General features: G+C 67.1%; 25 protein-coding genes. 8 read left to right on the top strand and 17 right to left on the bottom strand.

Features of this window, described 5'->3' with window-relative positions; genetic code table 11:
* Positions 1 to 183: 183 nt before the first annotated feature.
* The 4 genes from GBZ48_RS21120 to GBZ48_RS21105 form a co-directional block, all read right to left on the bottom strand.
* On the bottom strand, positions 184 to 378 hold the full coding sequence (locus GBZ48_RS21120; protein WP_174472799.1) for a hypothetical protein: 195 nt from the start codon (positions 376 to 378) through the stop codon (positions 184 to 186).
* 55 nt (positions 379 to 433) lie between these two features.
* Entirely contained in the window at positions 434 to 1,393 is a 960-nt protein-coding gene (locus tag GBZ48_RS21115; protein WP_174472798.1) for an AAA family ATPase, read from the bottom strand.
* A 154-nt stretch (positions 1,394 to 1,547) separates the two neighbouring features.
* A complete protein-coding gene (locus GBZ48_RS21110; protein ID WP_174472797.1) occupies positions 1,548 to 1,754 on the bottom strand; it encodes a hypothetical protein in 207 nt (68 codons plus the stop codon).
* Between the two features lie 327 nt (positions 1,755 to 2,081).
* The gene (locus tag GBZ48_RS21105) at positions 2,082 to 2,882 is read right to left on the bottom strand and encodes an IclR family transcriptional regulator (protein ID WP_174472796.1); all 801 of its coding nucleotides are present in this window, start codon (positions 2,880 to 2,882) and stop codon (positions 2,082 to 2,084) included.
* Between the two features lie 143 nt (positions 2,883 to 3,025).
* Between GBZ48_RS21105 and GBZ48_RS21100 the strand changes: the two genes are divergently transcribed.
* The 8 genes from GBZ48_RS21100 (at position 3,026) to GBZ48_RS21065 (ending at position 11,952) form a co-directional block, all read left to right on the top strand.
* Entirely contained in the window at positions 3,026 to 4,600 is a 1,575-nt protein-coding gene (locus tag GBZ48_RS21100; RefSeq protein ID WP_174472795.1) for an ABC transporter substrate-binding protein, read from the top strand.
* 269 nt (positions 4,601 to 4,869) lie between these two features.
* Entirely contained in the window at positions 4,870 to 5,811 is a 942-nt protein-coding gene (locus GBZ48_RS21095; RefSeq protein WP_109086964.1) for an ABC transporter permease, read from the top strand.
* A 14-nt stretch (positions 5,812 to 5,825) separates the two neighbouring features.
* Positions 5,826 to 6,734 carry an ABC transporter permease gene (locus GBZ48_RS21090; RefSeq protein ID WP_209798379.1) on the top strand — a complete coding sequence of 303 codons (909 nt, stop codon included), beginning with the start codon at positions 5,826 to 5,828 and terminating at the stop codon, positions 6,732 to 6,734.
* Position 6,735: 1 nt separating this feature from the next.
* The gene (locus tag GBZ48_RS21085) at positions 6,736 to 8,340 is read left to right on the top strand and encodes an N-acyl-D-amino-acid deacylase family protein (protein WP_174472794.1); all 1,605 of its coding nucleotides are present in this window, start codon (positions 6,736 to 6,738) and stop codon (positions 8,338 to 8,340) included.
* 38 nt (positions 8,341 to 8,378) lie between these two features.
* On the top strand, positions 8,379 to 8,762 hold the full coding sequence (locus GBZ48_RS21080) for a RidA family protein (RefSeq protein ID WP_109490577.1): 384 nt from the start codon (positions 8,379 to 8,381) through the stop codon (positions 8,760 to 8,762).
* An 80-nt stretch (positions 8,763 to 8,842) separates the two neighbouring features.
* Positions 8,843 to 9,901: an alanine racemase gene (locus tag GBZ48_RS21075; protein ID WP_174472793.1), complete on the top strand. Its 1,059-nt coding sequence runs from the start codon at positions 8,843 to 8,845 to the stop codon at positions 9,899 to 9,901.
* Positions 9,902 to 9,949: 48 nt separating this feature from the next.
* Positions 9,950 to 10,954, top strand: a complete 1,005-nt coding sequence (locus GBZ48_RS21070) for an ABC transporter ATP-binding protein (RefSeq protein ID WP_174472792.1) — start codon at positions 9,950 to 9,952, stop codon at positions 10,952 to 10,954.
* On the top strand, positions 10,951 to 11,952 hold the full coding sequence (locus GBZ48_RS21065) for an ABC transporter ATP-binding protein (protein WP_174472791.1): 1,002 nt from the start codon (positions 10,951 to 10,953) through the stop codon (positions 11,950 to 11,952). The genes GBZ48_RS21070 and GBZ48_RS21065 overlap by 4 nt, the downstream gene beginning before the upstream one ends.
* Positions 11,953 to 12,156: 204 nt before the next feature.
* Here GBZ48_RS21065 and GBZ48_RS21060 read toward each other — a convergent pair whose 3' ends face one another.
* From GBZ48_RS21060 to GBZ48_RS21000, 13 genes are all read right to left on the bottom strand, one after another.
* Positions 12,157 to 13,791, bottom strand: a complete 1,635-nt coding sequence (locus GBZ48_RS21060; RefSeq protein WP_174472790.1) for an AAA family ATPase — start codon at positions 13,789 to 13,791, stop codon at positions 12,157 to 12,159.
* Between the two features lie 162 nt (positions 13,792 to 13,953).
* Entirely contained in the window at positions 13,954 to 14,433 is a 480-nt protein-coding gene (locus tag GBZ48_RS21055) for a VOC family protein (RefSeq protein WP_174472789.1), read from the bottom strand.
* An 84-nt stretch (positions 14,434 to 14,517) separates the two neighbouring features.
* A complete protein-coding gene (locus GBZ48_RS21050) occupies positions 14,518 to 14,940 on the bottom strand; it encodes a CopD family protein (RefSeq protein ID WP_174472788.1) in 423 nt (140 codons plus the stop codon).
* 36 nt (positions 14,941 to 14,976) lie between these two features.
* On the bottom strand, positions 14,977 to 15,927 hold the full coding sequence (locus tag GBZ48_RS21045; RefSeq protein WP_174472787.1) for a zinc-dependent alcohol dehydrogenase family protein: 951 nt from the start codon (positions 15,925 to 15,927) through the stop codon (positions 14,977 to 14,979).
* A gap of 101 nt (positions 15,928 to 16,028) precedes the next feature.
* A complete protein-coding gene (locus GBZ48_RS21040) occupies positions 16,029 to 16,988 on the bottom strand; it encodes an isoaspartyl peptidase/L-asparaginase family protein (RefSeq protein ID WP_174472786.1) in 960 nt (319 codons plus the stop codon).
* Between the two features lie 11 nt (positions 16,989 to 16,999).
* Complete coding sequence (locus GBZ48_RS21035) at positions 17,000 to 17,833, bottom strand: M55 family metallopeptidase (protein WP_174472785.1); 834 nt, start codon at positions 17,831 to 17,833, stop codon at positions 17,000 to 17,002.
* A complete protein-coding gene (locus tag GBZ48_RS21030) occupies positions 17,830 to 18,909 on the bottom strand; it encodes a DmpA family aminopeptidase (protein WP_174472784.1) in 1,080 nt (359 codons plus the stop codon). Before GBZ48_RS21030 ends, GBZ48_RS21035 begins: the two co-directional genes overlap by 4 nt.
* Positions 18,884 to 19,768, bottom strand: a complete 885-nt coding sequence (locus tag GBZ48_RS21025; protein WP_174472783.1) for an ABC transporter permease subunit — start codon at positions 19,766 to 19,768, stop codon at positions 18,884 to 18,886. The genes GBZ48_RS21030 and GBZ48_RS21025 overlap by 26 nt, the downstream gene beginning before the upstream one ends.
* Entirely contained in the window at positions 19,765 to 20,685 is a 921-nt protein-coding gene (gsiC, locus tag GBZ48_RS21020) for a glutathione ABC transporter permease GsiC (RefSeq protein ID WP_174472782.1), read from the bottom strand. Before gsiC ends, GBZ48_RS21025 begins: the two co-directional genes overlap by 4 nt.
* A gap of 141 nt (positions 20,686 to 20,826) precedes the next feature.
* Positions 20,827 to 22,359 carry an ABC transporter substrate-binding protein gene (locus GBZ48_RS21015; protein ID WP_174472781.1) on the bottom strand — a complete coding sequence of 511 codons (1,533 nt, stop codon included), beginning with the start codon at positions 22,357 to 22,359 and terminating at the stop codon, positions 20,827 to 20,829.
* A gap of 68 nt (positions 22,360 to 22,427) precedes the next feature.
* Positions 22,428 to 24,341 (bottom strand): ABC transporter ATP-binding protein, encoded by a 1,914-nt coding sequence (locus GBZ48_RS21010; RefSeq protein WP_174472780.1) that lies wholly within the window; start codon positions 24,339 to 24,341, stop codon positions 22,428 to 22,430.
* Entirely contained in the window at positions 24,338 to 25,183 is an 846-nt protein-coding gene (locus GBZ48_RS21005; protein WP_174472779.1) for a D-amino acid aminotransferase, read from the bottom strand. The genes GBZ48_RS21010 and GBZ48_RS21005 overlap by 4 nt, the downstream gene beginning before the upstream one ends.
* Positions 25,184 to 25,238: 55 nt before the next feature.
* Positions 25,239 to 26,138 (bottom strand): MurR/RpiR family transcriptional regulator (locus GBZ48_RS21000; protein WP_246307356.1); only part of this gene is annotated, 900 nt, incomplete at its 5' end.

The following is a 26,138-nucleotide window of genomic DNA, read 5'->3' as shown; positions in this document are numbered from 1 at the left end:
GCGCGGACTGCAAGTTCCCGGATTCGTCCATCTCTCAGACAGCTTAAGCCTGAGGGCGGAGGATGTACGCCGTTCGGGGCCCGATGGAGCCCTCCGGACAGCCGAACGGGCTGGACGCCGTCGGATCCCTCCGGTGTCCAGCCCGTTCGGTGGCGTGGGACTGCTGTGAAGAGGACGGCGGCCTCAGCCGTCCTTGCGGCCCTGCTCATCGCCCCGCGGCTTGTTGCCGCCGTCGCCGGTCCACTCGTCGGTCAGATATTCCTGCGAGCGGCTGATCTCTTCGACTTCCGCGCGGGAGGGCGGCTTCGGCACCTGGGCCTGACCGGACTGGCGGTCAGCTGCGGGTTGGCCGTTTGCGGGGTCGGTGGTGCGGGACATGGGGGCTCCTCCTTGTCAGCCGGGAACCTCAGCAAACAGGGGGGAGCCCGCAAGGTTACGCCCGACGGCGCTGGGGCTGCTGGACGAAATCGATCCAGGCCGCATACATCTCTCGTGCATTGCGCGGCTTGCAGTCCGCCTTGAGCTGGTCGTAGGCCGACTGCGCCGCCTCGGCGCTCGGAAAGGCGCCCTGGTCCACACCCCAGGCCAGCGCCTCCGCCGGGCTGTAGAAAGTCAGAACGCCGTCCGACGCCTCTTCAGCACCCCCCTCCCAACTGGAGCCGGCCGGCCTGGACGGAGTTGCATCGGCAGACACGGCCCCGGAGGAGGTCGGCCGGGTTCCGCCGTCCTGGCCGTAAATCGCCGCCTCGATCCGCTCCGGCACGCCCTTCCAGTACCCCTCGTCGTCCCAGACGATCATGCCCGATGGCCCCTCGCGCGACCATTCGACCAGAACGCCGCGGCGGCCATCCTCGCGCACGATGCGCAGGGAGGCGTTGAGCGAGCGGTAAAGCCGCTCGCGCTCGGTCTCCGGCAGGGTTTCGCGGATCTGGGCCTTACCGTTGAGCTGCGCGTCCTCAAGGTGCCAGATCCACAGGACGTGGCTGCCATGGGCGGTCACCGCATCCTGCAGAAGGCGCATCTTCTCGGCCTTGTCGACCCAGGCCTGATTCTTGTTCCTGTTGCGGTCGGCGGCATTGTCGAGCATGGCACGGGCAATCGACACGCCAATCAGCGAGGTCACGCTGTCGATGGCAATGGTCCGGATGTCCGATCCCGGCATGTTGGCGTCCAGCAGATCCTGGATGCGCTCGACGGAGCGGTGATCGGCGGCCTCCTCGCTCAACTCATACAGATCGTCCCCCTTCAGCTCATGCCGGCGCCCGTCGGCGTCGATCATCAGCGTGGGCTGCTGCATGGCCAGGATGAAGGTGGACTTGCCCTCGCCGTAATACCCCTTCAACGCCCAGCGTCGGGGAGGCAACGTCGTCTGGCTGACACGTTTGAACGCCATGAAAGAACCTCACAACGGTGAACCGCCCAACTCGTCCAAACAAGCCGGCGCGGCATGCTTGCTTGGATCATAGCAAGATGTTCCCGTTTTGTGCTGAATCTTTTATATGGCGCAGCTTAAGCTATACTTCGATTACTTGGGAGCCGCGACGCGCTCAACGGGCGGCGTCGGCGACGGTCACCGGCATGGTCTTGACCATTTCCAGGGCGACAGCGGCGCGGGCTTCGTCGGCGGCCAGGATGGCGCTCGGGTTCATGTGGGCGACCGCAGCGACGGCGGCGAACAGGATGGCGCCGACAACGATGCGGGCAATGGCGAACTTGGCGGCGAACTTGGCGGATTCGACATCGTACGGGGTCATGGCGGTCTTCCTTCAGTTTCGGGTTTTGAATTCCGGCGGCCGGTGTCGCGGCCTGTTGAGGAAGATATTGACACGATCCCGCATGCGCAAAAGAGGAGACATCACATTGCTGTACTCGCTCTTTCGCATTGCAGCATAGCGCTGCGAAAGACAGCGATGCGGCCAGTTCTTAATACGTCTTTATGTTTCGCAGCGCTCTATCGGGGATTATAGGGCTTTCGCAGCGCTATTACTGCGCGTTTCCTGGCCCCATTTAAAACATGTGGTGTGCCCTCGTCAAATGACAACCACCCGGCGCCCCAATCCGCGCCCCAGTCGTCACCCGCATCAACGGCCGGGCGACAGACGCTCCGCACTGGCCTTCAGCGTGTCGATCATCATCTGCTGCGCCTCTTCCGTCGTGTCGGCGGGGACGACGAAGCAGATGGTGGCGATGCAGCGGCCGGACGGATCGCGAACCGGGGCGGCAAGGCAGGTGGTGAAGCGGTCGACCAGGGCCGTGGTGCGGACATAGCCCTGGGTGCGGGCGCGGCGCATGTCCTCCAGGAACTCGTCCTCGGCGATGCGGCGGCCGTCGGGCAGGGTGAAATCCTCGGACGGGATGAAGCGCCGGATTTCCTCGGCATCCAGGTGGTCGACCAGCAGCCGGCCGGATGCCGTCCAGGGGATCGGCACCTTGATGCCGATCTCGGAGCTGATGCGGAACATGCGCCGGCCCGGCTCATTCAGCACGACCAGATACTTGTCGCCGTCCAGCGTGCAGAACTGCGCGGTTTCCCCCACCGTCTCGGCGATGTGGGCGACCTCCACCCGCGCCTTGCGGATCAGGTCGACGCTGTCGAGGTAATCGCTGCCGTAGTAATGCATCGCCGGCCCGAAATAGACCGTGCCGTCGCCGTCGCGCAGTTCCAGCCAGCGCGCCTCCACCAGCGTGTTGACCAGCTCGTACATGGTCGAGCGCGGGGTGCCGGTGTCGCGGGCGATGTCGGCGATGCGCGTGGGAGCGCGCCGGTCGTGCAGATGCTCCATCAGCGCGATGACACGGTCGATGCCGCGGGCGCGGCCCGTCGGTTTTTCCGCAGACTGCTTCTCCTCGGCCTGCTTCACCGCTGCTTCGCCGCTCTTCATCGATCCACGCTCCCTGGTCGTCGCACAACCGATTAGCACGCGGATTTTCGGCTTGCCAGCGGTCTTTGTCCGATATACCGTTCGCTTGTCTGGAATACAAGACCGACGTCCGATATTTCGGACAAACGGTTCGGGAGACGGAAATGACAGGGATCACGCGACGTCTGTTCAACACCGCCCTCGGCACGACGCTGGCCGCAGGCGGGCTTTCCACTGGAATTCTCGGAAGCTGGACCACCCCTGCGCAGGCCCAGCAGGGCGGCGCATCGGTCGTCACGGTCGCCACCATCGGCGAGCCGCCGACGCTGGACCCGGTCGGCACCACGTCCGACCTCGTCAGCATCATCACCCAGCACATGTTCGAGACGCTGTTCACCTTCGACGGCGACTGGAAGCTGGCCCCGCTGGTGGCCTCGGCCCTGCCGCAGGTGTCGGCGGACGGCAAGACCTACACCATCCCGCTGCGCAGCGGCGTCACCTTCCATGACGGCAGCACCGTCACGGCCGACGACGTGGTCGCCTCGCTCGACCACTGGACCAAGGCCTCGCCGCGCGGCAAGACCGTCGCCCCGCTGGTGGAGAGCATCGCCGCCAAGGGTGCGGACGCCGTCGTCATCGCGCTGAAAGAGCCCTTCGCGCCGCTGACCGCGCTCTTGGCAATGAACAACGGCGCCGCCGCCATCGTGCCGAAATCGGTCATCGACGGGCCGGGTGCCTTGAAGTCGCTGATCGGCACCGGCCCCTACAAGCTGCTGGAGCACAAGCCCGACCAGTATATCCGGCTGGTGCGCCACGACGCCTACGCCTCGCCCGCCGGCACGCCCAGCGGCTATGCCGGCAGCCGCAAGGCCAGCATCGGCGAGGTGCGCTTCGTCCCGGTGCCGAACGCCGCCACCCGCGTGTCGGGCGTCCTGGCCGGCCAGTACCAGTTCGCCGACAGCCTGCCGGCGGAGACCCTGCCGCGCATCAAGGGTGCCGCTGGCGTCAAGCCGGTGATCGTCAAGCCGTTCGGCTTCCCGCTGATGATCATGAACACCAAGACCGGCGTGATGGCGAACCCGAAGATGCGCCAGGCGGTCCTGGCGGCGCTGGAGCCGAACGACATGCTGCTGGCCGGCTTCGGCGACCCCGAATTCGTCCAGGCGGAGGGGTCGATCTACGCCCAGGGCACGCCCTATTACGATGCGGCCAGCGCCAAGCCCTACAGCGACCACGCGGCCGGCAAGGCGGCGGAGCTGCTGAAGGCCGCCGGCTACAAGGGCGAGCCGATCCGCATCATGACCTCGGTGCAGTACGAGTTCCTGTACAAGATGAGCATGGTGGCCCAGGCCCAGCTCGAACTCGCCGGCTTCAAGGTCGATCTGCAGGTGCTGGACTGGGCGACGCTGCTGCAGCGCCGCGGCGACGACAAGGGGTGGGATGCCTTCTTCACCTACCACACCTTCGTGCCGGAGCCGTCGCTGATCACCGTGCTGAACCCCAGCTATCCCGGCTGGTGGGACAGCCCGGCCAAGCGGGAGGCGCTGGCCGCCTTCAACCGCGAGATGGACCCGGCGGCGCGCAAGGCGAAGTGGGTGACCCTGCAGTCGCTGTTCTACAGCGAGGTGCCGAGCATCAAGGTCGGCGAGTTCTACAACCTCGCCGCCAGCAGCGACAAGCTGACCGGCTACACCCCGACGCCCTGGCCGTTCTTCTGGAACACCGACCTGAAGGGCTGAGGGTGGTTGGATGATTCCCTCTCCCGCCTCTCGCACAAACTTCGTTTGTGCTGACGGCGTCAGGCGGATCGAAGATCCGCTGAGAGCCCCGGGAGAGGGAAGGGGCCCATGTGCAGCATGGGAAGGGTGAGGGGTCGGGCACGAAGCCATGCGCTTCCGGTTCCTTGCACCACCCCTCACCCTCCCCACGCCTGATGGCGCGGGTCCCCTCCCTCTCCCGGGACGGGAGAGGGAAATTCTGTGCTTCTCCTCGGTCCGGGACCGCAACCATGCTCGTTTACATCGTCCGCCGGTTCGCCGGCATGATGGTCGTCATGCTGCTCGTCGCCATGGTGGTCTTCCTGATCGCCCGCGTCGTGCCGGGCGATCCCGCCGCCGTCATGCTGGGGTCCTCCGCCACGCCGGAGGACATCGCGGCGCTGCGCGGCCGGCTGGGGCTCGACGAACCGCTGCTGACGCAGTTCCTGCTCTATCTCGGGCAGATCGTCCGCTTCGACCTCGGCGAATCCATCTTCCTCAACCGCCCGGTGGCGCAGGCGCTGGCCGAGCGGTCGGAGCTGACCGGGCTCTTGACCATGATGTCGGTGGGGATCGCCATGCTGATCGGCGTGCCGGTCGGCATCCTGTCGGCGGCCAAGCGCGGCGGACTGGTCGACCAGACCGCGGTCGGCCTCGCCATGCTGGCGGCCAGCATTCCCAGCTTCTGGATCGGGCTGACGCTGATCAAGTATCTGGCGGTCGACCATGCCTGGTTCCCGGTCGCCGGCTACGGCCCGCCCGATGCCGACCTGCTGGAGCGCATGCGCCATCTGGTGCTGCCGGCCATCGCGCTCGGCATCCCGAACTCGGCGCTGATCCTGCGCTTTACCCGCACCAGCATGCTGGACGTGATGAGCCATGATTATGTCCGCACCGCCCGGGCCAAGGGTCTGCCGCCGCTGGTCGTCGTGCTGAAGCATGCGCTGCGCAACGCGATGATCCCGATCCTGACGGTGATCGGCCTGACCACCGCGGTGATGATCGCCGGCGCCATCGTGACGGAAACCGTGTTCGGCCTGCCCGGCGTCGGCAACCTGATCGTCTCGGCCGTGCTGCGCCGCGACTATCCGGTGATCCAGGGCGCCCTGCTGGTGGTGTCCGCCATCTATGTGCTGATCAACCTGACGGTCGACCTGCTCTATGCCGTGGTCGATCCGCGGGTCCGTTATTGAGAGGGAGGGTTTCCATGGCAAGCGTCCCCGCCGGTCACGGCAGCGTCCCCCTTCCCTCCTCCGCCAAGGGCAGGAGCAGCCGGTCGCCGGCCGCCCTGCTGCTGCGCCAGCTGTTCCGCCGCCGTCTGGTCGTGCTGTCCTTCCTGGTCATGCTGGCGATCCTGGCGGTGGCGCTGCTGGCGCCCTGGATCACCCCCTTCAACCCGATGAAGATGGACATCCTCGGCCGGCTGAAGCCGCCGACCGCCGCCCACTGGTTCGGCACCGACGAGTATGGCCGCGACGTGCTGTCCCGCGTGATGCTGGGCGCCCGGCTGTCGCTGCTGGTCGGCCTGCTGGTGGTGGTGGTGGCGACGCTGCTCGGCACGCTGCTGGGGCTGGCCGCCGGCTATATCCGGCCGCTCGACGGGCTGCTGATGCGGCTGACCGACGCGCTGATGGCCTTCCCGGACATCCTGCTGGCCATCGCCTTCATGGCGGCGCTGGGGCCGTCGCTCTACAACGTCGTGCTGGCGCTCGGCATCGTCTACACGCCGCGCGTCGCCCGCGTGGTGCGCGCCGCCTGCCTGGTTGTGCGCGAGATGCCCTTCATCGAGGCGGCCACCGCGCTCGGTGCGTCGACCCCGCGCATCGTCTTCCTGCACATCCTGCCCAACCTGATGTCGCCGATCCTGGTGCAGGCCACCTTCATCTTCGCCTATGCCATCCTGACGGAGGCGGCGCTGTCCTTCCTCGGCGTCGGCGTGCCGCCGACCACCCCGACCTGGGGCAACATGATCGCCAGCGCCCAGCAGTATTTCCAGCAGGCCGACTGGCTGATCCTGTTCCCCGGCTGCGCCATCGTCCTGACCGTTCTGTCGCTCCAGATCGTCGGCGACGGGCTGCGCGACGCGCTCGACCCCCGGCTCCAGAAGGCGAAGTAAGATGAGTGCCACTTTCCTCATCAAGGGCGCCCGCGTCATCGACGGCACCGGCGCCCCCTGGTTCCCGGCCGACGTGCTGGTGGAGCGCGGACGCATCGCCGCCGTCGGCCCGATGCTGGACGCGCCGGATGCCGAACCGCTGGAGGCGCAGGGGCGCTTCCTCGCCCCCGGCTTCATCGACGCCCATTGCCACGACGACCTGATCCAGCTGCGCCAGCCCGGCCGGCCGGAGAAGGTGGCGCAGGGCGTCACCACCGTGGTGGTCGGCAACTGCTCCTTCGGGCTCTACCCGCAGAGCCCCGACAGCGGCGGCCCCCTCCGCGAGCATTTCGGCAACCTGCTGGGCACGGTGTCCGATCAGGAAACCTTCGCCGACTTCGCCGGTTACCGCGCAGCACTCGACGGGCGCGGCACCGCCATCAACCTCGTCTCACTGGTCGGACACGCGGCCCTGCGCCTCGCCGTCATGGGCTGGCAGAACCGCGCCGCCACCGCCGAGGAGCGCGAGGCGATGGCAGACCTGCTGGCCGAGCAGCTGCGCCAGGGCGCGCATGGCCTGTCGCTCGGCCTCGTCTATCCGCCCAGCGCCTGGGCCGACCGCGCCGAGCTGGTGCGGCTGGCCGAGGTGGTGGCGGAGCATGGCGCGCTGCTGACCGCCCATGTCCGCTCCTACGAGGGCGGGCTGATCGCCTCGGTGGACGAGTTCCTCGATCTGCTGAAGGCCGGCGGGGCGAGCGGCCTGCTCTCCCACCTGCAAGCCGCCGGAAAGCCCTATTGGGGCAGCCTGCCGCGGGCGGTGGAGCGGCTGGAGATCGCCCGAAAGGGCGGCACCGACGTCAGCTTCGACATGTATCCCTACCCGGCCGGCTCCAGCACCATCCTGCAACTGCTGCCGCCCTCGGCGCTGGCGGGCGGGGTCGAGGCGCTGCTGGCGCGGATGGCCGATGCCGACGGGCTGGCGGCGCTGCGCCGGGCGGTGGAGGACGGCGAGGCACCGAATGACGCCGGCTGGGAATCCAAGATCCGCCTGATCGGCTGGGAGAATGTCCGCATCGGCGGCGTTTCGGCCGACGAACTGCGCGAGTTGGAAGGGCTGTCGCTGACCGAGATCGCCGGGGTGGCGAAGGAGGCTCCGTTCGACACGCTGGTCCGCCTGATCCGCGCCGACCGCGGCCGCACCAACATCGTCATGTTCCAGCTGGCCGAGGCCGATCTGGAGACCGCGCTGTCACACCCGTTGCACATGCTGGGCTCCGACGGGCTGCCGCGCGAGACCGGCAAGCCGCACCCCCGCGCCTTCGGCAGCTTCCCGCGCTATCTCGCCCGCGCCATCGCCGGCACGGGCGGGCTGGGTCTGGAGGATACCGTGCGCCACATGACCGCCGTCCCGGCGCAGCGCTTCGGCCTGTCCGACCGCGGGCTGATCCGGCCGGGCATGGTGGCCGACCTGACCCTGTTCACCGCCGACGTGGCGGATGGCGCAACCTTCCAGGATCCGACGCGCCCGCCCCACGGCATCACCGACGTGCTCGTCGCCGGACAATTCGTCCTGCGGGACGGCGGGCACACTGGCGCGCGTCCGGGCAAGGCCCTGGCCCGCGCCTGATCCGTCAAGAACACAGTTTCAAAACCAGTGAGGACCCGATGAGCAACCGCAAGCCGATCTTCGCCGAAAAGGGTGCGAAGCCCGCCGGCCAGTACAGCCACGCCATCGTCGCGAACGGCTTCGTCTATGTGTCGGGCCAGGGGCCGCACCATCCGGAGACCGGCGCGCTGCCCGAGGATTTCGCCGGCGAGGTGCGCCAGACCCTGCGCAACCTGGAGATCATCCTGAAGGCCGCCGGCACCGACCTCGCCCATGTGGTGAAGGTCAACAGCTACCTCAGCGACCTCGGCCGCTTCCAGGAATACAATGCGCTCTATTCGGAGTTCTTCCCGACCGAGCCGCCGGCCCGCACCACCATCGGCTGCCAGCTGAACAACATCCAGGTCGAAATCGACTGCATCGCCGTCCTGCCGACGGCGTAACATCGTGCGTACACGGCCGATCCCGTGGCTCCGCCGCCGGGATCGGCCCATTCCCCGAATTCGTGTTCCGGAGCGGTCCCATGCGCGTCGACGATCTCGACACCCCCGTCCCCGTCATCGACCTCGACCGGGTCGAGCATAACCTGACCAAGATGCAGGCCTATTGCGACCGGCACGGGTTGGCGCTGCGCCCGCACATCAAGACCCACAAGCTTCCCCAATTCGCCCTGCGCCAGATCGAGCTGGGCGCCGTCGGCATCACCTGCCAGAAGATCAGCGAAGCGATGGTGATGGCCGAGGCCGGCTGCACCGACATCCTGCTGACCTACCCCATCGTCGGCGCCGCCAAGGTGTCGCCGCTGGCCGAGCTGGCCGGCAAGACCAAACTGACGGTGGCGCTGGACAACGTCGTCGCCCTCGACACCGTGGCCGCCGCCGCGGCCGAGGCCGGCGTCGAGATCGGCATCCTCGTGGAGTTCGACAGCGGCGACGGCCGTTGCGGCGTGCAGGCCCCGGACGAGGTGCTGACGTTGGCCCGCCGCGCCGCCGGCAATGGGCTGACCCGTTTCCGCGGCCTGATGACCTATCCGCGCGGCCCCCGCACCGTGCCCTTCGTCACCGAGACGCGTGCCCTGCTGGACGGAGCCGGCATCGCGGTGGAGACGGTTTCGGTCGGCGGCACCCCCGGCTGCTGGGACACCCATGAGCTTCCCGGCGTGACCGAGCTGCGCGTCGGCACCTACATCTACCACGACCGCGCCACCGTCGGCGCCGGGGTGGCGACGCTGGAGGAATGCGCCGTGCATGTCCACGCCACCGTGGTCAGCCGCCCGACCGCCGACCGCGCCGTGCTGGATTGCGGCAGCAAGACGCTGTCGAGCGACCGCGTCGCCCCGTCGGTGGGCGAAGGATACGGCCTGATCCTCGACTACCCCGACGCGGTGATCGTCCGCGTCAACGAGGAGCATGCGGTGGTCGACCTCAGCAAGAGCGAGGCGAAGCCGCAGATCGGCGACCGCGTGATGATCCTGCCCAACCATGTCTGCGTGGTGACCAACCTGCACGACCGCATGGCGATCACCCGCAACGGCGAGGTCGTCGGCGACTGGCCGGTGCCGGCGCGCGGCTGCACCCGCTGATCCACACCCGCCGGCCTGTCTCGATAGCCCAAGTTACGGGATCCCGTCATGGACGCTGACCTCACGCTCGACATCCGCAACCTGCAAACCCACTTCACCGCCGATCCCGGCGTGTCGAAGGCGGTGGACGGCGTGTCCTTCGCCGTGCGCCGCAACGAGACGCTGGCCGTCGTCGGCGAATCCGGCAGCGGCAAGTCGGTGACCAGCCTGTCGGCGATGCGGCTGATCCCGACGCCGCCGGGCATCATCGCCGGCGGCGAGATCCTGTTCCGCGGCCGCGACGGCCAGGTGCGCGACCTCGCCCGCCTCAGCGAGCGCGCCATGCGCAGCGTCCGCGGCAACGAGATCGGCATGATCTTCCAGGAGCCGATGACCTCGCTGAACCCGGTCTACACCGTCGGCGACCAGATCGGCGAGGCGCTGCGCTACCACCAGGGCCTCGACCGCCGGGCGGCGCGGGCCGAGGCGCTCGCCATGCTGAAGAAGGTCGGCATCCCGGCGGCGGAGCGGCGGTTGGACGAGTATCCGCACCAGATGTCGGGCGGCATGCGCCAGCGCGTGATGATCGCCATGGCGCTGGCCTGCCGCCCCACCCTGCTGATCGCCGACGAGCCGACCACCGCGCTCGACGTGACCATCCAGGCCCAGATCCTCGATTTGATGCGGCGGCTTCAGGAGGAGACCGGCACCTCGATCCTGTTCATCACCCACAATCTGGGCGTGGTGGCCGAAGTGGCGCACCGGGTGGTGGTGATGTATTCCGGCCGCATCGTCGAGGAAGGCGATGTCCGCTCCCTGCTGAAATCGCCCAGGCACCCCTACACCCGCGGGCTGCTGGCCTGCATGCCGCATCTGGGCCAGCGCCGCGGCGACGGCGGCCGGCTCTACGCCATCCCCGGCAGCGTGCCGAGCCCGGTGAACCGCCCGGCGGGCTGCACCTTCGCCCCGCGCTGCGCGCTGGCCGAACCCGCCTGCCTCGCCGCCGAACCCGTTCTGGAGCCGGTCGGCCCCGACCATTCCGCCCGCTGCCGCCGCTGGAGAGACGTGCAATGAGCACTGACGTCATGACCGAACAGCCCCTGCTGAGCGTCCGCAATCTGGAGAAGCGCTTTCCGGTGCGCGGCGGGCTGCTGCAACGGCCGGTCGGCTGGGTGAAGGCGGTGGACGATCTGTCCTTCGACCTGAACCGCGGCGAGGTGCTGGGGCTGGTCGGCGAATCCGGATCGGGCAAGACCACCGCCGGGCGCAGCATCCTGCGGCTGATCGAGCCGACCGGCGGCTCCATCCGCTTCAACGGGCAGGAGATCACCGGCCTGGGTACGGCGGAGATGCGGGCGCAGCGCCGCCGCATGCAGATCGTCTTCCAGGACCCCTATGCCAGCCTCGACCCGCGCCAGCGCGTGCGCGATGTGATCGGCGAGGCCCTGACGATCCACGACATCGGCACCCGCGCCGACCGCCGCGACCGGGTGGCCGCCCTGCTGGAGAAGGTCGGCCTGAGCGCCGACGCCATGGACCGCTTCCCGCACGAATTCTCCGGCGGCCAGCGCCAGCGCATCGGCATCGCCCGCGCGCTGGCGGTGGAACCCGACTTCATCGTCGCGGACGAGCCGGTGTCGGCGCTCGACGTCTCGGTGCAGGCGCAGGTGGTGAATCTGCTAGGCGACCTGCAACGCGAGCTGGGGCTGGCGGTGCTGTTCATCGCCCATGATCTGGCGGTGGTGCGCTACATCAGCGACCGGGTGGCGGTGATGTATCTCGGCCGCCTGATGGAGATCGCGCCGAGCGACAGCCTCTACGAGCGTCCGCGCCACCCCTACACCATGGCCCTGCTGTCGGCCGCCCCCGACCCGGACCCCGACGCGCCGAAGTCCCGCATGCTGCTGGACGGCGACGTGCCGAGCCCGATGAACCCGCCGTCCGGCTGCGTCTTCCGGACGCGGTGCCCGTTCGCGCTGCCGGCCTGTGCGGAGCCGGAAGCCCGGGCGCTGCGCGAGGTGGCGCCGGGGCATTCGGTGGCGTGCATCCGGGATGATGTGGGGGTGGGGTGAGGGGGCAGCATTGCTCCCAATAGCGAACTGCTTGAATTTCGATAACGGCAATAGGAAATATGCGGGCATTTTTACAGTTATGTTCTGATTTATTAAGCTCTAACTGCTCTACATCCATTCCACAATTAATGTTACTACAGCAATATTTTACGCAAATTTCCCGTATTTTCCGGAAATCTAATAGCCGTCAACACAACCTTTGGCTCAAGATATTGCAGCAGGTAAATTACCAAAAAAGTTAATTAACAGCTTTTTCGCGGCAAAATCGTCTATGATTAATTTCCGCACGGCAGACTCGTAATGGTCTCTATTTCTGAATAGTAGAGAACTTACAATAGCCTCAAGCGCTTGCGTTTCTCTAATTGGATAGCGCGCGATAATCTTCCTGACCTCTTTTCCTTCAATCCAGGACAATAGCTGCTTACGCTCTTTTTGATAAAGACTTTGCGCATCTATTGCAATTGAGACATCTTTCCCCTCTTTGATCTTTTTCCAATCTGGCATTTCAAGGCTAATTTTGTCTTTTACCGCTTGTTCAGTCATACGTGCCGCCAAGCGGTCTACGTGTGGCGATATTGTCGTCAGAAGATTGCTCCAGGCTGTATCAACAATTTTTCCTGCATCTTCACCGATGATCGCGCACTGCCGTTCCGCCACTGCTCTCACAATATCCGGATTATAATAAAGCGCTTCCACCGAATAAACTGAAAGCGCAAAAATGCCTTTAGCTTCTAGTGCGGCTTTCTTATCAGAGGTCAGCTGATCCTGATCTACAATGCCATAGGCGTGCACCCACGCCACATCACTGGCATCGCGTACACTAGTCACAGCGTATTCGACATCTCGACATGATGAACGAGGAAATATTGAGACGCCTGGGAAGAGTATTTCATAAAGTGACTTATCCAGGCTGTGCTGCGTGCCTTCAATAAAAAGCATTTTGCGTCGAGAACCAATAATGGCCTCCTTCGTGGAGTTATCGATCTCAATCCCCGGTTCAAGTACATCGAGATCCCAGGCACTGATATCATTATTTTTTGTTTTAGAATCGCGAACTATTACAACTCTTGCACTAGGGCAACTTACCGGCAGACTCAATTCGTGTGTCGATACGATAAACACACAATCTGGGCGTTTACTAAAAAGCTGCAACAACAGTGGTGTAACGATCGACGTATGCAGATGGCGTTCCGGTTCATCAATAAGAATTAGGGAATGTCTCTTAGCGGTCAGCACAGAGCCTGCGATTAGCAACGCGGCCCGCTCACCATCAGAAAGCGCAGCAATGCTATAGGTTGACCCACCATTTTTGCTGGCAAAAATTGAGCTGTTATCTGCAATCGTAAGTTTGATTGGAATCCCTGCCCCAAGAAAGAGGTCACTAATTATATCCAAGGGCGGGGATTCAGCCGCAAGTTTTTGAGCTTCCTCTTTATTGCCAGCAGCAAGCTCCTCCCGGACTTTGCGAGAAATTTTATTATCACTATCGATCAGATCAGCTATTACAATTCCACTACGCGATGACGAGCTCCATTCCATCCATCGAGCACTTGGATCATTATCCTGACTTTTTATGTGATTTTCTGTGCTCATCTTCTCTTGTGGAGAAAATGGAACATAATTGTTTTCCATCCAATTCTGCCGGTGCGCTGTGATACGAACTGCATTCGAATGGTTCTTGCGATAAAGAGCCAGCATCATCCCAGATTTACCCGCCCCATTTGGCCCCACAATAAAAAGCGGTACATCATAGGAGATAGGTAAATCTATAACAGAATCATTTGTAAGACTCAGAGTTGCATTGAAACCCGGCCGATCTGTATTTGAATTTGCAACCATGATTTCCTCTGCTGCGATCAGAAAAATTATAGCCGCGTCACCAAAGGGACGCCGTTTTAAGAGCCGCATGTGAAGTCAGATTTTATATGTCTTGAATATCGCTACTTGGATAGCCGATCTGGGTAACAAACCGACACATACACCACATCCCTTTAAAACTCCTCACCCCCTCCGCGCCGCCTCAATCGCCGCCACGTCGATCTTCGTCATCCCCATCATCGCCTCGAACGCCCGCTTGGCCTCATCCCCGCCGGCCGCCAGCGCATCGGTCAGCACGCGGGGCGTGATCTGCCAGGAGATGCCCCAGCGGTCTTTGCACCAGCCGCAGGCGCTCTCCTGGCCGCCGTTGCCGGTGATGGCGGTCCAATAGCGGTCGGTCTCCTCCTGGTCGTCGGTGGCGATCTGGAACGAGAAGGCTTCGCTATGCCTGAAGGCCGGGCCACCGTTCAGGCCGAGGCAGGGGAGGCCGGCGACGGTGAACTCGACCGTCAGAACGTCGCCCGCCTTGCCGGACGGGTAGTCGGCGGGGGCGCGGTGGACGGCGGTCACCGCGCTGTCGGGGAAGGTCGCGGCATAGAAGCGGGCGGCGGCCTCGGCGTCCTTGTCGAACCAGAGGCAGATCGTGGTCTTGGCGACGGCCATGGCGGGTCCTTTCGCGCTGGAACCGAACCGGCCGGGCGCGGGGTCGAACGGGCCGGCCCCTCCCGGTCCGATACCATACCGTGTTCAGTAAGGCTTCACCACCACCAGCGTCACGATGGCGATGGCCCCGGCGATCACCACCAGCGGGGAGAAGCGCAGCAGCGGCGACACCGGCCGCGCATCCGGTCCACCCAGCCGCCGCAGCCCGGCGGCGAGCTTGCCGTGCAGGGCGGACAGGGCGGTGACGATGACCAATTTCGCCACCAGCCACGGCTCGAAGCCCCAGCCGCCGACCACCACCAGCGTGATGCCCAGCAGCCACGCCAGCCCCATCGCCGGGGAGGTCACGCGGCGCTCCCAGCGGCCGACGGCGCGCAGCAGGCGGGCCGGTCCTTCCTCGGCGGCGGTCGTGGCGTCAAGGGCGCTGATCAGGATGGCGGCGGCGGACATCCCCAGGATCCAGAGCGTCACCGCCGTGACGTGCAGCCCGATAAGCCAGATATACACCGCGACCGTCCTTCGAAAGCCCGGCCCGACCTCGCGTCAGGCGCCCACTTGCAGGATGATCTTACCGCGGCCGTGGCCGGAATCGAGCCGCTCGTGCGCCTTGCCGACCTCTTCCAGCGGCAGGACGGCATCGACGATCACCTTGGCCTGCCCGCGCACGAACAGCGGCGCCATCTCGCGCAGGCGCGCACCCTCGCGGGTCAGGAAGGTGCCGTAGAGGGTCTGGTTCTTCACATAGAGCGCGTTCAGGTCGCCGGTCGGCGGCAGGATGGTGGCGATGCGGCCGAAGGGGCGCGTCACTTGCGTGCTCATCGGCACATTGCCGCCGGCGGTGTCGAAGGACGCGTCCACTCCCGCCCCGCCCGCCTCGCGCAGGATCTGGTCCGCCACGTCGGCGTCGCGGTAGTCGAGCGTCACGTCGGCGCCGAGATCGCGCATCGCCTCGTGGTTTGCCTTGCTGGCGGTGGCGAGCACGCGGGCGCCGGCCGCCTTGGCGAACTGGATGGCGAAGCTGCCGACGCCGCCGGCCCCGCCATGGATCAGCACCGTCTCGCCCGGCCGCACCGCCAGACGCCGCACGATGGCCTCCCACGCCGTGCCGCCGGCCAGCGGGATGCCCGCCGCCTCGACATGGGAAAGGCTGGGCGGCTTGTGGGCGACGATGGCCGCGGCGGCGACGGTGTATTCGGCATAGCTGCCGTTGGGGTTGCCGAAGATCTCCGGGGTGTAGAACACCTCGTCGCCGGCCTTGAAGCCGGTCACGCCGGGGCCGGCCTCCTCGACCACGCCCGACACGTCATAGCCGAGCACCGCCGGGAAGGGGATGCCGGCCCAGCTGCCGGCCTGACGGATCTTGGCATCCACCGGGTTGGTGCCCGACGCCACCACCCGCACCAGCAGTTCGCCCGGCCCCGCGACCGGGCGCGGCCGGTCCTGAAGTTCGAACACGTCGGGACCGCCGAACCGCGAAATCACCATCGCCCGCATGACGCCATCCTCCGTTCCGGCCATTGCACTGGATAAGCAGCAACGTGGGACGCCGGTCCCGCCTGTCCAGCGGGGGAAAGGCGGACTCTCGTGCCGGAGGGTCAGCCGATGCGGAACTCCTCGCGGTGGATCGCGGTCATCGGCAACCCCTCCGGCCCGATGGCGCCGCGGTACATGCCGGAGCAGTTGAAGGGCAGCGCGACCCGGCCGTCGCGGTCGATGGCGATCAGGCCGCCGGAGCCGCCAATCACGCCCAGCTCGTCCACCACGTCGCCGGCCGCACGCTCCAACGTCTGGCCCGCCCAGCGCATGCGGGCGTCGATCTCGTGGGCGGCGCAGCGGCGGATGAAATGCTCGCCATGGCCGGTGGCGGAGACCGCGCAGGTGATGTTGTCGGCGAAGGTGCCGGCGCCGATCACCGGGCTGTCGCCGACCCGGCCCTTGGCCTTGGCCGTCATGCCGCCGGTCGAGGTGGCGGCGGCGAGGTTGCCGTCGCGGTCGCGGGCGACGGCGCCCACCGTGCCGTGGCGGCGCTGCTCGTCGCCGTCATCCGCGGCGCCGGAGCGGCGGCGCTCAAGTTCGGCCTGGAGGGCGTCCCAGCGCGGCTGGGTGAAGAAATAGGGGGCTTCCTCCATCGCCAGACCCTGGCGGCGGCAAAGATCCAGCGCGCCCTCGCCGATCAGCAGGACATGCTCGCTGTGCTCCATCACCGCGCGGGCGGCTAGGATCGGGTTGCGCGGGCCGAACAGGCCGGCCACCGCGCCGGCGCCGCGGTCGCGGCCGTCCATGATGGCGGCGTCCATCTCCTGCACGCCCTCGGCAGTGAAGACGGCGCCGCGGCCGGCGTTGAACAGCGGCTCGTCCTCCAACGCCATCACGGCGGATGTCACGGCGTCGAGCGCGCTGCCGCCGTCCGCCAGCACCTCGTGCCCGGCGGCCAGCGCCCGGCGCAGGCCGGCGTGGTAGCCCTCGGTCAGCGCCGGGGTCAGGGCGCTGCGCTTGATGGTGCCGGCGCCGCCATGGATGGCAAGGGCGAAGGGCTGCGGATGGGAAAGGGTCATGGGGGTGGGTCTCAGCGCAGGGTGGCCGACATGGCGGACAGGGTGTTGATCCAGCCGAGCGCGGCGGCCATGCTGGCGGCCGGCAGGCGGATGGTGACGGGATCCAGGCGCTCCGACACCGGGATCAGCGACGCCAGATCGGCCAGCGCCGGGCTGTTCATCTCGATTTCCAGCCGGTAGGGCGCGCCGTCGGCCTGTGGCGGGACGCGGAAGGGCGGGATGCCCGCCGCCCGGCGGACGGCGCGGGTCGCGGCCTCGCGGATGCGGGCGCGGGCGACCGACGGCGCCACGGAGCGGGCGGCGCGCTGGCCGAGCGCCTGCTTGACCACCACCTGTTCGGCGTCGGGGAACAGCGGCGCCATCTCGGCGGCGAAGCGGTCGTCGCCGCTCAGCAGGATCACCGGCACGCCGATCTCGCCGGCATAGGCGCCGTAATTGCCGGCCTCCCCCAACTCCAGCCCGTTCACCCGGACGCGGCCGAAGGCGAAGCTGTTGGTGGTGTGGGCGAGGATGCCGTACTGGCGCGCCGAGGTGTGGAAGCCGACGCACATCACCCCGGCGGCGTCCGGCTCCAGCCCGGCGAACATGCCGATGGGCTTCGGCCGGCCCAGGATCAGTTCGGCGGCCGGGTGCAGTTCGTCCGGCAGCAGATTGACCATCGGGCCGTGGCTGTCATTGACCAAGATTTCGCTCGCCCCGGCCTCAAGCGCGCCTTCGATGGCGGCGTTGACCTCGGCGGTCATCAGGCGGCGGGCGCGCTCATATTCGGCATTGCCCGGCGTCACCTGCTGCTGGGAGACCACGCCGGCCACCCCTTCGATGTCGGCGGAGATGTAGATCTTCACGGTGTGCTCCCGGAATTCAGCAAGTCGGAAAGGCAGGGCCGGGTGGCGCCGTCGCGGCCCACCACCGGTGTGGCGGCGGCCAGCGCGTCGAGGACAGCCTCCTGCGTCGCGTCGGCCATCGCCTCGAACAGCCTGTCGATGCGGTGTTCGTTCAGCATGCGCAGGGGGATGAGGTCGGCCCGCTCGTCATGGTCGATGCGGTTGGCGGTGGTGAAGCCGAGCGCGATGTCGCCGCTGCCATGGCCCCAGAAGGAGCCCACCCGCGCCAGCCCGACCCCGGCGCGGCGGATCACCCGGCGCAGCTGGCGATGGTCGAGCGGCACGTCGGTTGCGGCGATGACGATGACGGAGCCCTTCTCCGGCGCATCGTCCTTCGCAGGCGGAGCGACTCGGCGACCGTCCGGCAGGCGCAGCTCGCCGGGTCGGCCGAAATTCGCCAGCACCAGCACTCCGAGGTGATGGCGCTTGCCGTCCAGCTTGAGGCGGCGCGACGCGGTGCCGATGCCGCCCTTGAAGCCGAAACAGGACATGCCGCGCCCGGCCCCGACCGAGCCGACCGGCACCTCCGCACCGTCCGCGCCCGACAGCGCGGCGACGAGCGCGGCGGCGGCATGGGCCTCCGTCACCGCCAGCGCCTGGATGTCGTTCAGCGGGCCGTCGTTGCACTCCATCACCAGCGGATTGACGGTGGCGGTGGTGCGGCCGATGTCGGGATTGGCGGCGATGGCGTGGCGGACCAGGGCGGTCGACGCGGTGCCGACCGACAGGGTGTTGGTCAGCAGGATCGGGGTTTCCAGCGCGCCGAGTTCTTCCACCTGCATCAGGCCGACGCTCTTGCCGAAGCCGTTCAACACCTCGGCGGCGGCGACGGGCTTGTCGCGGTAGAGGTTGCCGGCATGGGGCAGGATGGCGGTGACGCCGGTCTGGATGGCGCCGTCATCGAGCGTGACGTGAGCAACGCGCACCCCCGGCACATCGGTGATGGCGTTGCGCGGCCCCGGCGTCAGCCGGCCGCAGGCGAGCCCGAAGGCCCGCGCGCGTCTGCCGCCGTCAGCGGAGTTTTGGGTCGAGGGCATCGCGCAGTCCGTCGCCGAGCAGGTTGAAGGCCAGCACCGTCAGGAAGATGGCGAGGCCGGGATAGAAGGTGACATGGCTGGCGACGCCGATGTAGCTGCGCCCGTCGGCCAGCATGGCGCCCCATTCCGGGCTGGGCGGCTGGGCGCCGAGACCGATGAAGCTGAGGCTGGCCGCCGTCAGGATCGAGGTGCCGATGCGCATGGAGACATAGACGATCACGCTGGGCAGCGTGCCGGGCAGGATGTGGCGGACCATCAGCAGCCGGTCGCGCACGCCGATGGCGCGGGCGGCGTCGACATAAACCGCGCGCTTCAGCGACAGCGTGCTGCCGCGCACCAGACGGGCGAAGACCGGCACGCTGAAGATCGCCACGGCATAGATGACGTTCTCGATGCCCGGCCCGAGGATGGCCACGATGCCGATGGCGAGCAGGATGCCGGGGAAGGCCAGCAGAACGTCGCAGACGCGCATGACGAGGCTGTCGATCCAGCCGCCGCGGAAGCCGGCGACCAGCCCCAGCGCCACGCCGGCCACGCCACCCAGCAGCACCGACAGCAGGCCGACCGACAGCGAGATGCGGGCACCCCACAGGATGCGGCTGAAGATGTCGCGGCCATAGGCGTCGGTGCCTGCCCAATGGTCGGCCGAAGGACCTTCCAAAATGCGGTCGTAATCGAAGGCAGCCGGGTCGAAGGGGGCGATCCAGGGAGCGGCGGCGGCGGCCAGCACCAGCGCCAGCAGACAGAATCCCGCCGCCATGGCGGTGCGGTTGCGCCGGAACTTGCGCCAGAACTCGCGCAGCGGCGAGCGGACGGCTTCGTGGCTCACAGCCACGGCGGTTGCGTCTGTCGTGGTCATGAGTAGCGAATCTCTGGGTTGGCGAAGGCGTACAGCACATCGACCAGAAGGTTGATGATGATGAACTCCAGCGAGAACAGCAGGATCTCCGCCTGGATGACGGTGTAGTCGCGGTAATTGACGCTATCCACCAGCAGCCGGCCCAGACCCGGCCAGGAGAACACCGTCTCCACCACGATGGACCCACCGAGCAGGAAGCCGAACTGCAATCCGACCATGGTGATGATCGGGATCAGCGCGTTGCGCAGCGTGTGCTTCCACACCACCAGCCGGGCCGGGACGCCCTTGGCCCGCGCGGTGCGGACGTAATCCTCGCGCGCGATCTCGATGAAGGCGGAGCGGGTGAAGCGCGCCATGACAGCGGCGACGCCGAGGCCGAGCGTCAGCGACGGCATCACGTAATGCTGCCAGGTGCCGTAGCCACTGGTCGGCAGCCAGCCGAGCTTGACCGAGAACAGGTCGATCATCAGCAGCCCGAGCCAGAAGGACGGGAAGGCGATGCCCGACACCGCGACGATCATGCCGACATGGTCCTGCCAGCGCCCGCGCTTCGTCGCCGACGCGACGCCGATCAGCAGGCCCGCCAGCGTCGCCCAGACCATAGCGACGACGGTGAGGTAAAGGGTGGGGAGGAAGCGCTCGCCGATCTCCTGCGACACCGGCCGCTTGGACTTCATCGACCGCCCGAACTCGCCCTGCACCGCGTTGCCGAGGAAACGGCCATACTGCACCCACAGCGGCTGGTCGAGGCCGAGATCCTGGCGCACCAGTTCGACGTCCTGCTGGGTCGCATCCGTCCCGGCGACCAGCCGCGCCGGATCGCCCGGCAGCAGATGGACGAAGCCGAAGACGAAGACGGAGATCACCAGCAGAACCGGCAGGATGCCGGCGAGACGGCCGACGAGATATTTCAGCATGGCGCAGAGGTCCTGGTGGAGGGCCTGGGTAGGCAGAGAAAAGATGCCCCCTCCCCGCCATCGGCGGACCGAAGGTCCGCCTGTCGCGTCAGCGCAAACTTCGTTTGCGCGAGAGCGGGGGAGAGAGGGCGATTTTTCACATCACTGCAGATCGGCCTCTTCCATCTGCAGGCCGCCGTCGGCGACGTAGTAGAAGCCGGTCAGCTTCTTCGACTTGCCGGCCAGCAGGTTCTCGACGCCGAGGAAGATCCAGGGCGCGTCCTTCCAGATCTGCTCCTGGGCGACACGGTAGGCCTCGGCGCGCTTGGCGGTGTCGGCGGTGCCGATGCCGGTCTCGATGGCAGCGTCGACCGTGTCGTTCTTGTAGTAGGCGACATTGAAGAACTTCGGCGGGAAGCCCTTGCCCCACAGCAGCGGGCGCAGGCCCCAGTCGGCGTCGCCGGTCGAGGCCGACCAGCCGCCATACTGCATCTGCACCGTGGCATCCTCCGGCTTCTCGACGCCCCAGACGCGGGCGGTCTCGACGCCGGATTCCAGCGGGGTGACGGTCAGCTTGACGCCGATCTGCGACAGCTGCTGCTGGACGAACTGCATGCCGCGGATGAAGTTGGTGCTGTTGCGGCCGAACATCTCGGCCTCGAAGCCGTTCGGATAGCCGGCTTCGGCCAGCAGCGCCTTCGCCTTGGCGAGATCATAGGTGTACTGGTTGGGCTGGGCGACATGGAAGCCCAGCTTGGACGGGATCGCAGAATCCAGCGGGCCGGCATAGCCGCGATAGACCACCTTCGCATAAGCGTTCTTGTCGATGGCGTAGTTCAGCGCCTGACGGACGCGCGGGTCGTTGAACGGCTTCTTCATGGTGTTCATCGCCACATAGCGGGCGATGATTGACGGGGCGTCGATCAGCTCAAGCTGATTGTTGGCCTCCACCATCTTCACCATCTCGGGCGGCAGCGGATAGATGAACTGCGCCTCGTTGGTCTGGAGCATGGCGATGCGGCTGCCGTTCTCCGGCACGCTCTTCAGCGTGACGTGGTCGATCTTCGGCAGGCCCGGCTTCCAGTACTTGTCGTTCTTCTCGACCTTGAGGGTGTCCGCTTCCCAGCTGACGAACTTGTAGGGGCCGGTGCCGACCGGATGGCGGCCGATCTCCTTGCCGAAGGTTTCCAGCGCCTTCGGGCTGTGGATCATCGCGCCGGGATGGGCGAGGTTGTTGTTCAGCGCGCCGAAGGGCTGCGCCAGCTTCAGCGTGATGGTGTAGTCGTCGACCACCACCGTCTCGGCCAGCATCGCCAGCAGGCTCTGGCGCTTCAGCCGGTTGGCCGGGTTGGCGAGGCGGTCGAAGTTGGTCTTCACCGCCTGGGCGTTGAAGGGCGTGCCGTCATGGAAGGTGACGTTCTTGCGCAAGCGGTAGGTGTATTCGGTGGCGGTGTCGTTGACGGTGAAGCTTTCCGCCAGCAGCGGCACCAGCTTCATGTCCTTGTCGAAGCCGAACAGGCCCTGGAGCATGGTGCGGCTGGCCGACTGCGACAGCGTGTCGTTGATGTCGGCCGGGTCCAGCGTGGTGATGTTGTCGGGGAGGCCGACAACGAGATCCTTGGCCGCGAAGGCCGGGCCGGCGAGAGCGGTGCCGGCGAGCAGGCCGGCGAGAAGCGGAAGGGCGAAGCGGTTCACGTGTAGGCTCCCTGCTTTTTTGGTTCGGAAATCGGCGTCGGCAAACTCGGAAATCGCCACCGACGGACTTAGAAATCGCCGCCCACGGCGTGGCGCGCGACGAAATGGTCGTCGCCGACCGGCACCAGCGGCTGCACCAGCGGTTCGTCGCCGATGCTGCGGATGGGGCTCGGGATTTCACCGGTCAGCAGCCGCAGGTCGCGGGTGCGGCGGCTGGGATCGGCGATCGGCACCGCCGCCATCAGGCGGCGGGTGTAGGGATGCTGCGGATTCTCGAACACGGCGCGGCGGGGGCCGAGTTCGACGATCTGGCCGAGATACATCACCGCGACGCGGTGGCTGACCCGCTCCACCACCGCCATGTCATGGCTGATGAACAGGTAGGACAGGCCGCGCCTGGCCTGAAGCTCCATCAGCAGGTTGACGATCTGCGCCTGGATCGACACGTCGAGCGCCGCCACCGCCTCGTCGGCGATGATCAGCTTGGGGTCGCAGGCGATGGCGCGGGCGATGCAGATGCGCTGGCGCTGGCCACCGGAGAACTCGTGCGGATAGCGGCGCGCATGCTCCGGCTTGAGGCCCACCTGGGTCAGCAGCTCCGCCACCCGCTCCTCGATGGCACGGCGGCGCGACAGGCCCGGCCTGGATGCGGGCGCATAGTCATGGACCAGCATCGGCTCGGCGACGCTGAAGCCGACGGTCATGCGCGGGTTCAGCGAGGCGAAGGGATCCTGGAAGATGTACTGGATTTTCTCCTTCAGCTTCGCCTGACCGTTGGAATCGAGCGTCGCGGTGTCGAGGCCGTCGAAGCGGATGGTTCCGGAGGTGGCGGACTGAAGCCCCATGATGGTGCGGCCGGTGGTCGACTTGCCGCAGCCGGACTCGCCGACCAGCGCCAGCGTCTCGCCCGGACGGACGGCGAAGCTGACCTTCTCCACCGCATGGACGCGGGCCTTGAGCGAGCCGAAGATGCCCTTGCGCACGTCGAAACGGGTGGTGAGGTCGCGCACCTCCAGAAGCGGGGCGTCGGCGGCACGCACGGTGTCCTGCACCGGCGGCGGGGCCGGCGGCGCGGCTTCCGTCTTTGCCTCGTCCACCACCAGCAGCGGGAAGCGCACCGGCAGATCCTGGCCGCGCAGCGCGCCCAGCTTCGGCACCGCCGACAGCAGCGCCTTGGTGTAGGGGTGCTGCGGCGCCTGGAAGATGCGCTCGACCGTGCCCTCCTCCACCTTGCGGCCGCGCCACATCACGACGACGCGGTCGGCCACCTCCGCAACCACGCCCATGTCGTGGGTGATGAAGATGACGCCCATCCCCATCTCGTCCTGCAGCAGGCGGATCAGCCGCAGGATCTGCGCCTGGATGGTGACATCGAGCGCCGTGGTCGGCTCGTCGGCGATCAGCAGCGACGGCTTGCAGGACAGCGCCATGGCGATCATCACGCGCTGGCGCATGCCGCCCGACAGCTGGTGCGGGTGGCGGTCGAGCAGCCGGGCCGGTTCGGGAATACGAACCTTCTCCAGCATGCGCAGCGCCTCCGCCCGCGCCGCCTTGCGGTCGAGACCCTGGTGCAGCATCACCGCCTCGGCGATCTGGTCGCCGATGGTGAAGACCGGGTTCAGCGACGTCATCGGCTCCTGGAAGACCATGGCGATGTCGTTGCCGCGCATGTCGGTCAGCGCTTCGGCCGGCGGCGTGGCGAGGTCGCGCTCGCGCCCGTCGCGGCCCTTGAAGCGGATGCGCCCGCCGACGATGCGGCCGCCGGCATAATCGACCAGCCGCATCAGCGACAGCGAGGTCACCGATTTGCCCGAGCCGGATTCGCCGACGATGGCGACCGTCTCGCCGGGCGCCACCGTGAAGCTGACATCGTCGACCACCCGCACGGGGCCATGCTCGCCGTCGAAGGCGACGCTCAGCCCCTCAACCGACAGCAGGGCCGGCGCGGTGTCGACCGCCCGCATCGCGGCGGCGCCGCTCATCGCCCCAGCCTCTCGGCGAAGAGTGCGAACAGGCGGCGCCAGACCATGCCCGGCGCGCCGCTGCCGACCGGCTTGCCGTTCAGGCTGGTGACGGGGGTGATTTCCTTGGTGGTGCTGGCGATCCAGATCTCGTCGGCGCTGTCGAGTTCCGCCGCCGGAATGTCGCGCTCCTCCAGCCGCAGTCCGGCCTCGGCGGCCAGCCGCAGGACGACGATGCGGGTGATGCCCTGGAGGATGCGGTTGTCATTGATCGGCGTGGCGATGACGCCGTCCTTCACCACGAAGATGTTGGTGGCGGCGCCCTCGGTCACCAGACCGTCGCGCAGTTGCAGCGCATCGACCACGCCGGCATCGGTCGCCGCCTGCTGCGCCAGCACGCTGCCCAGCAGCGCCACCGTCTTCAGGTCGCAGCGGCCCCAGCGGATGTCGGGGATGGTGATGGCGGCGACACCCTGGTCGCGCCACGCCGCGGGCGGGCGCTTCAGCGGGCTGGCCATGCCGAACACCGACGGGGTGACGCCGGCCGGGAAGGCGTGGCCGCGGCTGGATGCGGCACCGCGGGTGACCTGGAGATAGACGGTCAGGTCGCCGTCGATGCCGGACTCCGCAGCCAGCCGCTCCATGATGCCCAGCCAGTCGCCGGCCGACAGGGCGCAGTCGATGCGCAGCTCCGCCATGCCGCGTTGCAGGCGGGCAATGTGGGCCTCCGGCTCGAACAGGCGACCCTGGTAGGCCGCGGTCACCTCATAGAGGCCGTCGGCGAACAGGAAACCGCGGTCCAGCGGCGACACATGGACCTCGTCCAGCGGCAGGTAACGCCCGTTCCAATAGGAGATCGTCATCGCTTTCCAACTTCTTCGGCGCGTGGAGGGGGAGGCCCCGGTTGATCGGCCCGAATCACTCCGTCGGACGGTTCGATTTCGGCACGACGTGGAGGTAGGGCAGGATGCGTTCGGCGACGTCGGCGGCCTGCCCGACGCTGTCCGGTCCGGAGCGCGACAGCGCGGTGCCCAGCGCCACGATCAGCGCCATCAGCCCGGTGGGCGAGCTGTGGCGCACGCCATGGTCGGCCCCGGCCAGCAGGGTGACGTCGGCCAGCGGCACGATGGGACTGTCCGGCGCATCGGTCAGCGCGATGGCCTTGGCCCCGCGCTCCCGGCACAGCTGCAGATGCTCGATGGTCCGGCGCGAGTAGCGCGGCGAGGTGATGGCGATCACCAGATCGCCGGGCCTGACCGTCAACAGCCGGCGGATGGTGCGCTCGGTGCCGGCGAACTCGATGGCTTCGCGGATGTTGTCGACATAGGGCTCCAGCACGTCGGCCAGGAAGAGGGCGAGATAGGCGCTGTCGCCGAGGCCGAGCGCCACGACGCGGCCGGCCTCGCGGATCAGGCGGATAGCGGCCTCGCACTGTTCGGGCTGGAGCAGATCCATGGTGCGGGCGATGTTGCCGGCGTCGCTGGCCAGCGATTCCCGCATGATCTCGGCGTTCGAGGTGTCGCGCTGGACGGCGACGCGCAGCTTCTCCACCGGCGCGAAGGTCGATTCGAAGGCGCGCAGCAGATCTTCGCGGAACTCCGGAAAGCCCTCATAGCCGAGGAAGCGGGCGTAACGGTTGACCGACGCCACCGACACTTCGGCCGCCGCCGCCAGTTCGCCGATCTTCAGGGGCGCGGTGCGGAAGGGATAGGCCAGCGCCCACTCCCCCACCTTGGCGAGGGCGGCCGGAAGCTGCTGCTGGCAGTTCTGCATGCGGATCAGCAGTGATCCCGTCTGAATGGGCGGCTCCATCCCCTG

Source organism: Azospirillum melinis (genome assembly GCF_013340935.1).
GTDB classification, from domain to species: domain Bacteria; phylum Pseudomonadota; class Alphaproteobacteria; order Azospirillales; family Azospirillaceae; genus Azospirillum; species Azospirillum melinis.
The sequence above is the reverse complement of the archived record's forward strand: the minus strand, read 5'-3'. Positions and strand labels throughout refer to the sequence as shown.